Genomic DNA, 13,555 nt, shown 5'->3' with positions numbered 1-13,555 from the left:
TTTTACGAAGGTTTGGTGACAGTTGGATGACAGCAACAAGCGATTGAAATCGCTTGTATTTATACCGGCGCCGGGGTCTTCGCCTGGGGAAAACAGGCGGTAAAGGTGGCGCCGTTTTTGGGCACGCTTTCGATCAAAAGCCGGCCGCGATGGCGGTTAACAATATGTTTCACCAGCGATAAACCGAGCCCGGTTCCACCCTGCGCGCGGCTGTCGCCGACATCGACCCGGTAGAAGCGCTCGGTCAGCCGCGGCAGGTGTTCCGGCGCAATGCCGGGGCCGAAATCGCGCACCAGCACGCGCACTTCCGGCGCGCCCTCGCCGGAATTCGCCCGGACCAGGGAAACGATCACCCGGCCGCCCGACGCGCCGTATTTCAGCGCGTTCTCGATCAGGTTTTCGAACAGCCGCAGCAGCTCCTCGCGGTCGCCGGCGATCGTCACCGGCGGCTCCGGCAGGTCGATCTCGATCGCGACCTGGCGTTCGCGCGCCAGCGGCTCCAGCCCGTCGGCGACCTGGCGGATGATCGGCACCAGATCGACCGAGGTGTCGGGTCGGACATGGGCCGACAACTCGACCCGCGACAGCGACAGCAGGTCGTCGATCAGCCGCGCCATCCGCGTCGCCTGCGCGTGCATGATGCCGAGGAAGCGCTCGCGCGCCTTGGCGTCATCCTTGGCCGGCCCCTGCAGCGTATCGATGAAGCCCGACAGCGCGGCCAGCGGCGTGCGCAGCTCGTGGCTGGCATTGGCAACGAAATCGGCGCGCATTTCCTCGACCCGCCGCAGCGGCGTCTGGTCGTGGAAGGTCATCAGCATGCATTTGTCGGTGCCGCCGAACAGCGTCGGAACCGGCACCGGCGTGATGATCAGCTCCATCCAGCGATCGACCGGCACGTGGTCGAGATAGGTCGCCCGGCGCGGCTCGGTGGTCGCGATCGCCTCGCGCAGCGCAGTGATGATCTCGGGCGAGCGCAGCGCGAACTGGGCCAGTTCGTTCTTGCGCAGCGCCGGCGCGAGCTGGGCGGCCGCGGCGTTGAGATGCAGCACGCGGCCGGCGCGGTCGAGCAGCACGGCCGGATCCGGCATCCCGGCCACCACGGCGCTGACGGCAGCGGCCTCGACCGGATTGACGCCGCGGACATCCTCGCGAGAGGCGACCGCGTTATGCAGCCGCCACGGCACCAGGGCTGCGGCCGCGATGCAGAGGAACACCGCAGCGGCGCGCGCCGCCGAGAGCTCGGCCAACACCACCAGCACCGAAAGCGCAATGGCCGCGACCAGCAGAATAATGGCCGCATGGCGCAGGCGGTCCGGCCACGGCGCAAAGAAGGTGGATGAGGAGGAATCGTCTATCGCCATAGCGCCGGCTTTCTTCCCTCAGTCTCGATTTAAAGAGCGCTCGATTTAAAGAAGCGCTTTGTTTGAAGACGCTTCACGCGAACCGGTGCCCGCTTCGCTCGAAAACGGGCCGCGTCTTCAGGCGCCGGAGTCGCCGCGTTCGCGCACATAGACCGCCTCATGCCTCGGCTCGGCGGCCGGGCCAGGCGTCATCTGGCGCAGCCGCTTGAGTCGCGCGCCGATGATAACCTCCCGAAGCGTCAGCAAGATTACAGATATGATGAAAGGCGCAATATAATAGAGCACCCGGAACAACAGCATCCCGGCGAGCAGGTCTTCCCGGTCCATCTGCCACAGGCCGACCAGCATGGCGGCGTCGAACACCCCGAGCCCCCCGGGCGAATGGCTGGCAAAGCCCAACAGCGTCGCCGAGACGAAAATGACGGCGACGACGACGAAGCCGAGATTGGGCTCGTCCGGCACCAGCACATACATCGCCAGCGCGCAGAACCCGAGATCGACGATGCCGATCACGATCTGCAGCAAGGTCAGCGGGCCGCCCGGCAGCGTCACGGTCCACGGTCCGCGGCCGACGCCGCGCGGCTGGGTCCAGACCCAGACCACGTATCCCACCAGGGCCACGATGATCGCGAACGCTGCGACGCGGTTGAGCCAGGGCGGCAGCTGGTCGATCGAGGCGGCGGCTTCCGGATGGTAGGCGATGCCCAGTCCCAGCACCGCGGCGTTGCCGAGCCAGAACGTCAGGCCGGCGAGGAAGCAGATCTTGGCAACGTCGATCGCGTTCAGGCCCCAAGCCGAATAGATCCGGTAGCGGACCGCGCCGCCGGTGAAGACGCTGGCGCCGACGTTATGGCCGATCGAATAGGAGGTGAAGGCGGCCAGCGCGTTGACGCGGTAGGGGATGTTGCCGTGGCCGATCGCGCGCACCGCGAACCAGTCGTAAAACGTCAGCGTGAAATAGCCCGCCGCCACGAACAGGGCCGCCAGCCATATCTGGCGCGGCTCCGTGCTCTTGATGGCCTCGATCACCTCGTTGGAGTCGATGCCGCGCAGCATGTGATAGAGCACGTAACAAGCGATCCCGATGACCGCGATGCTGATCACAACCCCGAGTTTATGCAGGACTTGCTTCTGGCGCAGAAACGAGATCGCCCTGCGTATTGCTTCCAGCATCTAGACCTCGAATTGCGATCCGGCGACGACGGCAACGGTGAGACCCCGCCGACGCTACGCTGCTCCCTGAACCCTCTGGTAGCGCGTTTTGAGCCGAAGTGGAATTCGCAAGACGACGATAAAACGCGCTTCTTCAACATATTAGGGGTCGTCGATGACAATGGAAGCACAGTTTTGCTGCAATTAACGCCCCCCAAACGGGCTTGGGGCCGCCGACGCGACAGGGACAAACCGGTGACGGATGGGTCAGGCCGCAGGCTGGCTGCGCGAAACTACCCAGTCGCGCAGCCATGAGCCCACCGCGCAACCGCAGAGATAAAGCGCGAACATGATCAGCCCGAGGTCGAGCCAGTAGCCGAAACGGCCGGGAACGACCCGTGTAAGCGCCGCTGCAACCAGCGCCACCGCCAGGGCCGCCAGCGCCCAACACCATTTCCGGGGAACGCCGTCGCCGTGCTGAACCACGGAAATCCAGCCCATTGCGAGCCCGAGCAGCACTGAACCCAGCAACCAGCCCCAATAGAATGTCGCCAGATAGGCCATGCTCACCTCACCACGAAATCGATGCGGCGGTTCTGCGCCTTGCCGTCCTCAGTATCATTGCCGGCAATCGGCTGCGTCGAGCCATAGCCGACCGGCATGAAACGGTTCGCCGCCAGCCCCGCTTTGACCAGATAATCGGTGACCGCCTGCGCCCGCTTCTCCGACAGCGTCTGGTTGGCCGCTTCGTCGCCATCGGTATCGGTATGTCCGGCAATCTCTATATTGGCGTTCGGGCAGCGTAGCGCGGTTTCGATCAGGCGATCGAGCAGTCCGGCGGAATCCGCCACGATATCGGCCTTGCCCGATTCAAACCGGATCCGGGCCTTGCCGAGCAATTCGGCGAACAGTTGCTGGCAGACGGTGGCGTCGACCGGCGCCGCGGCCGGCTTGACCGAGATTTCCGGCTTGAACTGCCAACCTTGCGGGAAATCCTTGCCGAGGCCGGCGCGGATCTGGTTGGCGGCGGCTTCATACAGCGCGTCGCCCGACAGCTTCACCTCGCGGTCGCTGACCACCAGCGTGCCGGTCGACAGCCGCGACAGCGCGCCCAGCGCGGGCACCACCGCATTGGCGAATCCGGCCGGTGCGCCGACGCTCGCCTTGAGATTGTCGACCACCTTTTCGCTGAAGAACTTGCGTCCCGCCGCCGCCACCAGCGCCGCATGGACATTGTTGTCGGGCACGTAGCCGGTCAGCGTCAGCGTCACCGCCACCGGATCCTTGTAGGCCTGGAAGATATAAGGCGGCGCCTTGACGTCGTTGGCCGCCACCGAAAACCCTTCGGGAAGATTTTTCAGCGCGGCTGATATCGCTTCCCTGCCGCCGAGATCGCGCGCCATGCCCGACAGGCTGACCTTGGTATCCGACAGCGTGATCTTGCCGTCCTTCAACTTGCCGATCTGGTCGAGCAGCAACAGCGCAGCGTTGTCGAAACGCTGTGGCGCGCCGCGCGACAGGTTCATGCGGTCGACGACCTCGACGCCGCCGAGATTGGCGCGCGCGGCCTCCGTCAGCTTGCCCTTGATCGCCGGCAGCGGCGAACTGCCCGACAGCGTCACCCGGACGACGTCGCGCTCGGCCGACCAGACGAACGGCTTGGCTTCGGGAACGAGACGGGTTTCGTCATTGACGAGTCGCACGCCCGGTACGGCTTCCACCGAAGCAACCGCGCTCTGACGGCCGTCTTCCGAAAACGCATCCGCCGCGAACGTCACGTCGCGGCCTTCGACCGCGATGCGCGTCTTGTCGAGCACGGTATCCTTCAGTGCGGCGGTCGAACGCTGCACCAGATCGGCTTCCAGCGGTTCGGTGCTGGTCCAGGCCGCGATAGCCCAAAAGACGACCAGCGGAATCACCCCCGGCCACCATTTGCTACTCCACCTGAAAAGTCCGTGCATTCGAGGTCCTGCGGATCCGGGGGAATTGAGAGAAAACAAACCCTTGCGAGGCTGTCAAACCCGAAATACCACAGAAACCTCCGCGCGCGGGTATTTGGCCGGCTAACCTTTTGTTCAAGGGTCGGCCGTTAACTTGTGGTCGAACTCCAACCGGCCAACCACTTGGATGAAGCAGCTCCGAAACACCGTTATCCGGGCCGGACTGGAAGTGCTTTCTCGCTCAGGCGTGCATCACCTAATGCGACCAATCTTCGCAGGTGTCGGCGCCATTTTCATGCTGCACCACGTCCGCCCGGGCCGCGACGCCGAATTCCAGCCCAACCGTCATCTCGAGGTCGAGCCGGAGTTCCTGCGCGCGACGCTACAGCATTTGCGCAAGCTCGATGTCGATCTCGTCACCATGGACGACGTGCATGCGCGGCTTACGCAACGCAATTTCGCGCGGCGTTTCGCCTGTTTCACCTTCGACGACGGTTATCGCGACAACCGCGATTTCGCACTGCCGGTGATGCGCGAATTTGACGCGCCTCTTACCGTCTATGTCGCCAGCGATTTCGCCGAAGGCACCGGCCGGCTGTGGTGGGTCGCGCTCGAGATGGCGATTGCCAAGGCATCCGCGGTCGAGATTCCCTTCGGCGGCAACGTCACACGCCTCGACACCTCGACACCGGCGGCCAAGCAGGCCGCCTTCCACCGGATTCACGACTGGCTGCGCGCGCTGCCCGGCGAACATGACCAGCAACGCGAAATTTCTGCGCTATGCACGCGCCATGAGGTGGACGAGGCCGCCATCGTCCGCGACCTCTGCCTGTCTTGGCACGAATTGAAACCGTTCGCGGACGATCCGCTGGTCAATATCGGCGCGCATACCATCAGCCATTGCAACCTCGCGCGGCAGAGCGAGGAGAGCGCTACGCTCGAAATCGCCACCAGCCGCGCGCGGATCGAGACTGCGCTGCAGCGGCCCCTGCTGCATTTCGCCTACCCCTATGGCGACCGCCGCGCCGCCGGGGTGCGCGAATTCGCGTTGACGAAAACGGCGGGATTCAAGACCGCGGTCACGACGCGGCCGGGCATGATCTATCCGGAAAGCGCCGACCATCTGACGGCGCTGCAGCGGGTCTCGCTCAACGGCAACTACCAGGACGTCCGCATCCTCCCCGTCCTGACCTCCGGCGCCGCCACCGCGATGTGGAACGGCTTTCGCCGCATCGACGCGGCGTAGCTGGTCGTCCCTGCGAAGGGAGGTTCCTTGACTCCTCCAATCGCCACGCTCAAAACCTTCGTCAAATCAAATGGAGGAGCGCATGTTCAAGGATCTGTTTTCGCTGAAAGGCCGGATCGCGGTCGTGACCGGCGGGTCGCGCGGCATCGGCAAGATGATCGCGGCGGGATTCCTCGCCCAGGGGGCGGCGAAGGTCTACATCACCGCGCGCAAGGCCGGGCCCTGCGAGGCGACCGCGAAAGAGCTCTCCGCCGCCTATGACGGCGAATGCATCGCGCTGCCGATCGACATCTCAACGGTCGAAGGCTGCGACAGGCTCGCCGCCGAAATCATCAAGCTGGAGCCGAAGCTCGACATCCTCGTCAACAATGCGGGTGCGGCGTGGGGCGCGGAGTTCGACGAATTCCCCGAAAGCGGCTGGGACAAGGTCATGGACCTCAACGTCAAGTCGCTGTTCTTCCTGACCAAGGCGCTGGCCAAGCCGCTGCGCGCGGCGGCAAGCCACGAGCGGCCCGCCAAGGTCATCAACGTCGCCTCGATCGACGGCATCTTCGTCAACCCGGGCGAGACCTATTCCTACGCCGCGAGCAAGGCCGCCGTGATCCACCTGACGCGGCGCATGGCGACGAAACTGATCAAGGACAGCATCAACGTCACCGCGATCGCGCCGGGTGCGTTCGCCTCCGACATGAACCGGGCCGCGCGCGACCGCTCGGACGAACTCGCCGGACGGATTCCGGCCAAGCGCATCGGAACCGAAGAGGATATGGCGGGGGTCGCGATCTATCTCGCCTCGCGCGCCGGCGATTACGTGGTCGGCAACACCATCGCGGTCGATGGCGGCGTGGTCTACGCGAATGCGGGGCTGGAGATCGCGGGGTAGTTGCAGCGCTGCGCCCAGCAAACCGCTGTCGTCCCGGCTCCTGATGCGCAATTGCGCATAAGGGCCGGGACGACATAGAGCTCACGTATCGATCTTCACATACTCGAAATCGCCGGGCTTGTTGTCGATGCCGACCTTGGGCGGCGCGATCCAGGACGCGTACTGGCCGGCTTCGGTCACAGGCTTCATTAGCGAAGCGATGAAGTCGCCGTCGGCGGATGACGGCAGCCATTCGCCCTTGCGCTGGTTCCAGGTGGCATCGTCGATCAGCACGCCTTCGGGCGTAGCATGGATATCCCTGAACTCGCCGATCTGGCGATGGAACGCGACGTTCGGCAGCGTCAGCTTGAAGTGATAGCCGGCCAGCGAAATGATCTTGTTCCAGCGCAGCATGCCCTTGACGCAGTCCTGCGTGTAGTCGTCGCGCAGCCGCATGTTGAGCGCGGTCAGCGCCGGCTCGTCGACGCGCTTGATCACGCCGTCGACCAGCTTGAGCACCGGATAGGTCGCGCTCTTCAGTTGGTGATCGTCGTCGATCTGGGTTTCCTTGTAGCGGCCCTTGATGCCGGCATTGAAGGCGTTCGCCGCATTGGTCGAGACTTCCGAGCCGAACAGATCGAGCGACAGCGAATAATGCAGATGCAGCTTCTTCTGAATCGTCGGCAGGTCGATGACCCCCAACGCGCGGACCTTGGCGATATCGGTGGGATCGGTGATCCCGGCCTCCTTCATCGCCTCGCAGGTGCGCTGCACGACGCGGCTGATGCCGGTCTCGCCGACGAACATGTGATGCGCCTCTTCGGTCAGCATGAAGCGGCAGGTGCGCGACAGCGGATCGAAGCCGGACTGCGCCAGCGAATGCAATTGCATCTTGCCGTCGCGGTCGGTGAAGTAGGTGAACATGAAGAACGACAGCCAGTCCGGCGTCGCCTCGTTGAAGGCGCCGAGCATGCGCGGCGAATCCGCATCGCCGGAGCGGCGCCGCAGCAAATCATCGGCTTCCTCGCGGCCGTCGCGGCCGAAATATTTCTGCAAGAGATAAACCATCGCCCAGAGATGGCGGCCTTCCTCGACATTGACCTGGAACAGGTTGCGCAGGTCGTAGAGCGATGGCGCGGTCTTGCCGAGATGGCGCTGCTGTTCGACCGAGGCCGGCTCGGTGTCGCCCTGGATCACGATCAGGCGGCGCAGCGTGGCGCGGTGTTCGCCGGGCACTTCCTGCCAGGCCGGCTTGCCAAAGTTCTCGCCGAAGGGAATGACGCGGTTCTCTTCTTGCGGAGCAAGGAGGATGCCCCAGCGATATTCCGGCATCTTGACGTAGTCGAACTTGGCCCAGCCGCGCGGATCGACCGAATAGGCGGTGCGCAGGTAAACCAGCGACTGCTGGAAACCTTCCGGTCCCATGTCGCTCCACCAGTCCATATAGCCGGGATGCCAGCCCTCCAGCGCCTTCAGCACCTGGCGATCTTCACTGAGATTCACGTTGTTGGGAATCTTGGTTGAGTAATCGACGTTCATGAAGTTCATGGCCACAGTCTCCCGTGTTGGAGAATTTCTACGGGCGAGTAGCGAATGGCGAGTAGCGAATGGAAGTCTTCTTCTTCCCTATTCGCCATTCGCTACTCGCCACTCGCCCTCTTACACTCGAGTCATATCGAACTGCGCCTTTTGCCCGGTGCCGTAGCGGCGCAGCGCGCCGTTTTCGCCGACTGCATTAGGGCGCTGAAAAATCCAGTTCTGCCACGCCGTCAGGCGCGAGAAGATTTTCGATTCCATGGTCTCGGGTCCGACGAAGCGTAAGTTCGCTTCCATGCCGGTGAGGCCGTCGGGCGAGAAGCTCGTGCGTTCTTCAAGAAACACCCGCACCTCGTCGTCCCAGTCGATATCGTCGAGCGCGAAGGTGACGAGGCCGAGTTCCTCGGCCTCCTCGGCATCGAGACTGGTGCCGATGGTGGCTTGGGCGCGGTCGAGATCAGCAGGGTCGGCCTGGAAGCGCGACTGCAGCCGGGTCAGCCCGTGGCTCATCGGATAGGGGCCGAAATTCATCGCGGTGAGTTCGATCGACGGTGGTTCGCGGTTGTCGCCCTGCTTCTGGCCGATCAGCATGTAGGAGCGGTCGGCGGCGAACACGAGTTCGGCCAGTGTGCCGACGAAGCAGGAACCGGGCTCGACCAGCGTCACCAGCGTGCGCGAGGTGACATCGATGCGCTTCAGCACCCGCTTCCAGTATTGCCTGATCTCGTTGACCAGCCAGTGCGCCTTGTTGGCCTCGAGGAAAGTGTCGCCGGCGATGACATTGGCGCGATCGCCATGCGACTTGAACAGCAGCATCGCGATTTCGAGTTCGTTGATACGCAGATGCAGGATCGCATCGTCAAGTTCGCGCGCGACCTGCAGCGGCCAGAACGCGGCCCCCTGCGCGATCAGGCCGTCGATATCGGCCGGGGGTGCGGCCTCCGGCGCCTTGATCGAGATGGTCGCGATCCGGGCCGCGCGATCGATGTCGACGCTGACGAAACCGTAGCGGATCGAGGTGTCGTCGATGGTGCGGGTGAGCGGGGTCAGCACGATGCCCTTACCGCTGCCGTTGCGCTTCGAAAGGCCGGCAAATTCCCTGGCGCGTTCGGCGACCTTGGCCTCGAGTTTGCTGTTCGGCGCGATCTCGTCGACCAGCCGCCATTGCACGGCACGCTTGCCCTTGATGCCTTCCTCGATGGTGCAGAAGAAATCGGCATGGTCGCGGCGCACCTTGCGCTTGTCGACCACGCGGGTCAGTCCGCCGGTGCCCGGCAGCACCGCCAGCAGCGGCACTTCCGGCAGCGATACCGCGGCGGTGCCATCGTCGGCGAGGATGATGTGATCGGTGGCCAGCGCCAGTTCATAGCCGCCACCGGCCGCGGTGCCGTTGACCACGGTGATGAAGCGCTGTCCGGAGTTTTCAGAGGAATCTTCGAGGCCGTTACGGGTCTCGTTGGTGAATTTGCAGAAGTTGACCTTGTGGGCGTGCGTGGAGCCCGCCAGCATGCGGATATTGGCGCCGGCGCAAAATACCCGGTTCTTGCCCGAGCGCATCACGACGACCTTCACTTCCGGGTGCTCGAAACGCAGCCGCTGCACGGCGTCGGCGAGTTCGATGTCGACGCCGAGATCGTAGGAATTCAGCTTGAGCTGGTAGCCTTCGAACAGCCCGGCATTCTCATCGACGTCCATGGTCAGCGTGGCCGTGTCGCCATCGACCGCGACCTTCCAGTGCCGGTAGCGCGACGGATCGGTTTGAAAATCGATGAATTTTGCGCCGCCTGCGAGGACGCGATCTTCGCCAGCCATTGGGCCACCCTGACGCTTTTGTTGGCTTATCTAAGATGCACAATAATGCATGTTTTTGATCAAGTCTAGTCTAAAACGAAAAAAGATGCATTTTGTTGCATATTTGGCTGAGGGACTGAAAGAGCTATCCAATCGGCCTTGGCGAGCAGCGGCCGCTCCAGTCAGCGCCCCAAAAAAATAGGCTACGCGGCCCGTCCCTGCGAGCCGTGGACGCGCAACACGGCGTTGGCGAATTCGGTGATCGCATCCAGCGTCGCTTCCGGCGCTTCCCGATGCGGCTGATGTCCCGCCCCCGGGATAACCGTCACATCGATCGGACAATAGCATTCCTGCTGGGCGATCTCGACCTGACGCATGGTCCCGTACTCGTCATCCGCCCCCTGCAGGATCGCTACGGGCACGCGGATATAAGCGAGATACTCGGAAATATCCCAGTTGCGAAATGTCGGATCGAGCCAGGCGCCGTTCCAGCCGTAGAAGGCGTTGTCGACGTCCTTGTGCCAGCGCGCGAGCTTCTCCTTCAGGTTGGTGGTCTCGTAAGCCGTCCTGATGGCGGCGATCGAGGCCACCGAAATATCCTCGACGATGAAGTGCGGCGCGATCAGCGCGATGCCTTCGACCCGATGGTCCTGGTGCGAGCCGGCATAGATCGCCGCGATCGACGCGCCGTCGGAATGACCGAGCAAGAGACCGCGGCGAAAGCCGATTTGCTCAAGTAGTTTCGGCAGCACCTCAAGCGCCTCGATATGCATGTAATCGACCGGCCGCGGCAGCTTGGCCGGCGTCGAGGCGCCATAGCCGGCGCGCGAATAGGCGAACACGCCGGCGCCGGTCGCAGCCTGGAGTTTCTCCGGAAAATCACCCCACAGCCCGGCCGAGCCGAGGCCTTCATGCAGCATCACGATCGTGGGTGCATCTGATGGCTGTGGACCGATCATGCGGTATTCGAGTTCGGCAGCGCCGATGGGGAGGAACCCGGTGGGGCAAAGGGTTGTCATTCAATTGCTCTTGCTTTCGTCATGGCCGGGTCATCTAGCGCGAAGACGCGCTTCGCGCTTTTGCCCGGCCATGACGGCTAATTTTCCCGCAGCTTGAACCTTTGTATCTTCCCGGTCGCCGTCTTCGGCAGGCTCTCCACCACGTCGATCCAGCGCGGATACTTCCACGGCCCGATCTTCTGCTTGACGTGCTCCTTCAGCGCCTCATGCAAACCGTCGGTGTTGGTATCGGCACGCAGCACCACGAAGGCCTTCGGCTTCAGCAAGCCTTCCGGATCGGCTTCGGGCACCACGGCGGCTTCCAGCACCGCGGGATGGGTGATCAGCGCGCTCTCGACTTCGAACGGCGAGACCCAGATGCCGGAGACCTTGAACATGTCGTCAGAGCGACCGCAGAAGGTGTAGCGGCCGTCGGCGTCACGGATGTATTTGTCGCCGGTGCGGGTCCAGTGGCCCTCAAACGTCTGCCGGCTCTTGCTGCGCTGATTCCAGTAGCCCTCGCCGGCCGACGGCGCATCGACCAGCAACTCGCCGACCTCGCCATCGGCGACGTCCGCACCGGATTCATTGACCAGCCGCACCTTGTAGCCGGGCACCGGACGGCCCGATGAGCCGTATTTGATATCGCCCGGCGCGTTCGACAGGAAGATGTGCAACAGCTCGGTCGAGCCGACGCCGTCGAGGATGTCGACGCCGAACCGCGCCTTCCAGGCGTTGCCGACCGATTCCGGCAGCGCTTCGCCCGCCGAGGTGCAGACGCGCAGGCGGTTGCCGCCGCGCGCGTCCTTCAGCGTATCGTCGTTGAGCATCGCGGCAAATAGCGTCGGCACGCCGAAGAAGATGCTCGGGTTGTACTTGTTCATCAGTGCGAACATCACCGCGGGCGTCGGCCGCTCGGAATTCAGCACGGTGGTGGCGCCGACCGACATCGGAAAGGTCAGCGCGTTGCCGAGGCCATAGGCGAAGAACAGTTTTGCCGCCGACAGTCCGACATCCTCCTCGCGAATGCCGAGCACCTGCTTGGCATAGGTTTCCGCGGTGGCGGCGAGATTGGCATGCAGATGCCGCACGCCCTTGGGCATGCCGGTCGAACCCGACGAATACAGCCAGAACGCCGGTTCATCCGGATGCGTCGCCACGGTCTTGAACGTGTCGCTCTCGTTCGCGAGTTCGTCGGCGAGCTTCTTGTGGCCGTGGGCGTCGTTGCCGGACACGATGACATGTTCGAGGTCCGGCATCCGCCCGACCATGTCCTTGACCACCGGCAGCAGCGCCTCGGAAACGAACAGCACGCGCGCGCGGCAATCCGCCAGCACATAGGCGTATTGTTCCGACGTCAAAAGCGTGTTGAGCGGCACCGGCACGATGCCGGCGCGGATCGCGCCGAGGAACACGCTTGGAAAATCGACCGTGTCGAGCATGATCATCGCGACGCGCTCTTCGCGGCGGACGCCGAGCCGGCGCAGCATGTTGGCGACCCGGCAGGATTGCTTCTGCAAATCGCCATAGGTGAGCTCGGAGACGGTATCGGTGAAAGCGAGCTTGGCCCCGCGGCCTTCCTCGACATTGCGGTCGAGCAGCCACGTCACCGCATTGTAGGAACCGGACGTGCCACTCACGACGCTCTCTCCCCGACTTATAAGCATTATAATTCATAGAAAGCCACTACATCGGCTTGCTGTCAATCCTCATCGGCATTATCCTTCCTGATGATTTCAAATCGTGGGCGGAAATGACCGACACCAGCGATCCCGAAACCGGCTTTCTCGAAGCGCTCGGCCAGCGTGTCCGCACCATGCGCGCGCTGCGCGGCATGTCGCGCAAAGTGCTGGCGAAAGTGTCCGGAATTTCCGAGCGCTATATCGCGCAGCTCGAAGGCGGCAAGGGCAACGTCTCGATCGTGCTGCTGCGCCGGGTCTCGAATGCGATGGGCGCGCATCTGGAAGATGTCATTCCCACGGCCGAGCCGGCGCCGGACTGGGCCGTCATCCGCGATCTCTTGCGCAAGGCAACGCCGGCGCAGATCGCACAGGCCAGGGATGTGCTCGCCGGCGGCAGCGATTCGACACAACGGCGAAACTCATTCTCGGGCATCGCGCTGATCGGCCTGCGCGGCGCCGGCAAGTCGACGCTCGGCAAGATGCTGGCGAAGAAAATCGGCTGGAGCTTTGTCGAGCTCAACAAGGAGATCGAGGCGCAGAACGGCTTGTCGGTCGCCGAGATCATCGCGCTCTACGGCCAGGAAGGTTTTCGCCGCATGGAGCAGGCAGCGTTAACGCAACTGCTGGCGCGCAAGGAATTGATGGTGCTGGCGACCGGCGGCGGCATCGTGTCCGAGCCGCTGACCTTCGATCTGATCCTGTCGTCGTTCTACACCATCTGGGTCAAGGCCGATCCGGAAGAACACATGGCGCGGGTGCGCGGCCAGGGCGACCTGCGCCCGATGGCCGACGACCGCTCGGCGATGGCCGAGTTGCGCAACATTCTGGTCAGCCGCGAACCGCTCTACGCGCGCGCCTCCGCCGTGGTCGATACCGCAGGGCTGAGCGTGGACGCCGCGGCAGCGCGGCTGAGCGACGCGGTGGCGCCGGTGCTGCGCAGCGACGCGCAGGTGTTCGGCCTGCGTAGCGCGGCTTCCTGAGCTGGAG

The 13,555-nt window shown here is 63.7% G+C and carries 11 protein-coding genes; 3 read left to right on the top strand and 8 right to left on the bottom strand.

The annotated features are described in order from the left end of the window. Positions 1–59: 59 nt before the first annotated feature. From FFI89_RS03695 to FFI89_RS03680, 4 genes are all read right to left on the bottom strand, one after another. Complete coding sequence (locus FFI89_RS03695; RefSeq protein ID WP_138833009.1) at positions 60–1,361, bottom strand: ATP-binding protein; 1,302 nt, start codon at positions 1,359–1,361, stop codon at positions 60–62. A gap of 117 nt (positions 1,362–1,478) precedes the next feature. After that, positions 1,479–2,534, bottom strand: a complete 1,056-nt coding sequence (locus tag FFI89_RS03690; RefSeq protein ID WP_138833007.1) for a lysylphosphatidylglycerol synthase domain-containing protein — start codon at positions 2,532–2,534, stop codon at positions 1,479–1,481. A 246-nt stretch (positions 2,535–2,780) separates the two neighbouring features. Continuing rightward, entirely contained in the window at positions 2,781–3,077 is a 297-nt protein-coding gene (locus FFI89_RS03685; protein ID WP_138833005.1) for a hypothetical protein, read from the bottom strand. Between the two features lie 2 nt (positions 3,078–3,079). After that, entirely contained in the window at positions 3,080–4,474 is a 1,395-nt protein-coding gene (locus FFI89_RS03680; RefSeq protein ID WP_138833003.1) for an OmpA family protein, read from the bottom strand. Positions 4,475–4,640: 166 nt separating this feature from the next. Here FFI89_RS03680 and FFI89_RS03675 point away from each other — a divergent pair, with 166 nt between their 5' ends. Beyond that, positions 4,641–5,699, top strand: a complete 1,059-nt coding sequence (locus FFI89_RS03675) for a polysaccharide deacetylase family protein (protein ID WP_138833001.1) — start codon at positions 4,641–4,643, stop codon at positions 5,697–5,699. Positions 5,700–5,781: 82 nt separating this feature from the next. Beyond that, positions 5,782–6,582, top strand: coding sequence for an SDR family oxidoreductase (locus FFI89_RS03670; protein ID WP_138832999.1), 801 nt, complete (start codon positions 5,782–5,784; stop codon positions 6,580–6,582). 81 nt (positions 6,583–6,663) lie between these two features. Here the strand turns inward: FFI89_RS03670 and boxB are convergent, their stop codons facing one another. From boxB to FFI89_RS03650, 4 genes are all read right to left on the bottom strand, one after another. Continuing rightward, positions 6,664–8,115: a benzoyl-CoA 2,3-epoxidase subunit BoxB gene (gene boxB / locus FFI89_RS03665; protein ID WP_138832997.1), complete on the bottom strand. Its 1,452-nt coding sequence runs from the start codon at positions 8,113–8,115 to the stop codon at positions 6,664–6,666. Between the two features lie 105 nt (positions 8,116–8,220). Next, positions 8,221–9,909, bottom strand: a complete 1,689-nt coding sequence (gene boxC / locus FFI89_RS03660; protein ID WP_138832995.1) for a 2,3-epoxybenzoyl-CoA dihydrolase — start codon at positions 9,907–9,909, stop codon at positions 8,221–8,223. Between the two features lie 182 nt (positions 9,910–10,091). Further along, positions 10,092–10,907 carry an alpha/beta fold hydrolase gene (locus FFI89_RS03655; protein ID WP_138832993.1) on the bottom strand — a complete coding sequence of 272 codons (816 nt, stop codon included), beginning with the start codon at positions 10,905–10,907 and terminating at the stop codon, positions 10,092–10,094. A gap of 77 nt (positions 10,908–10,984) precedes the next feature. After that, positions 10,985–12,526 carry a benzoate-CoA ligase family protein gene (locus FFI89_RS03650; protein ID WP_371722465.1) on the bottom strand — a complete coding sequence of 514 codons (1,542 nt, stop codon included), beginning with the start codon at positions 12,524–12,526 and terminating at the stop codon, positions 10,985–10,987. Positions 12,527–12,639: 113 nt separating this feature from the next. On the opposite strand from FFI89_RS03650, the gene FFI89_RS03645 reads away from it, so the two are divergent. Continuing rightward, positions 12,640–13,548 (top strand): helix-turn-helix transcriptional regulator, encoded by a 909-nt coding sequence (locus FFI89_RS03645; RefSeq protein WP_138832989.1) that lies wholly within the window; start codon positions 12,640–12,642, stop codon positions 13,546–13,548. Positions 13,549–13,555 lie beyond the last annotated feature (7 nt).

The sequence above is a fragment of the Bradyrhizobium sp. KBS0727 genome (genome assembly GCF_005937885.2).
Lineage (GTDB): Bacteria > Pseudomonadota > Alphaproteobacteria > Rhizobiales > Xanthobacteraceae > Bradyrhizobium.
Note: the sequence above shows the minus strand (reverse complement) of the source record. Positions and strands in the feature narration are given on the sequence as shown.

What these genes read in the sequence shown, in the direction of transcription:
- FFI89_RS03695 (WP_138833009.1), bottom strand. Translation starts at nt 1,361, where the DNA reads ATGGCGATAGACGATTCCTCCTCATCCACCTTCTTTGCGCCGTGGCCG.
- FFI89_RS03655 (WP_138832993.1), bottom strand. Translation starts at nt 10,907, where the DNA reads ATGACAACCCTTTGCCCCACCGGGTTCCTCCCCATCGGCGCTGCCGAA.
- boxC (WP_138832995.1), bottom strand. Translation starts at nt 9,909, where the DNA reads ATGGCTGGCGAAGATCGCGTCCTCGCAGGCGGCGCAAAATTCATCGAT.
- FFI89_RS03680 (WP_138833003.1), bottom strand. Translation starts at nt 4,474, where the DNA reads ATGCACGGACTTTTCAGGTGGAGTAGCAAATGGTGGCCGGGGGTGATT.
- FFI89_RS03675 (WP_138833001.1), top strand. Translation starts at nt 4,641, where the DNA reads ATGAAGCAGCTCCGAAACACCGTTATCCGGGCCGGACTGGAAGTGCTT.
- FFI89_RS03670 (WP_138832999.1), top strand. Translation starts at nt 5,782, where the DNA reads ATGTTCAAGGATCTGTTTTCGCTGAAAGGCCGGATCGCGGTCGTGACC.
- FFI89_RS03645 (WP_138832989.1), top strand. Translation starts at nt 12,640, where the DNA reads ATGACCGACACCAGCGATCCCGAAACCGGCTTTCTCGAAGCGCTCGGC.
- FFI89_RS03685 (WP_138833005.1), bottom strand. Translation starts at nt 3,077, where the DNA reads ATGGCCTATCTGGCGACATTCTATTGGGGCTGGTTGCTGGGTTCAGTG.
- FFI89_RS03690 (WP_138833007.1), bottom strand. Translation starts at nt 2,534, where the DNA reads ATGCTGGAAGCAATACGCAGGGCGATCTCGTTTCTGCGCCAGAAGCAA.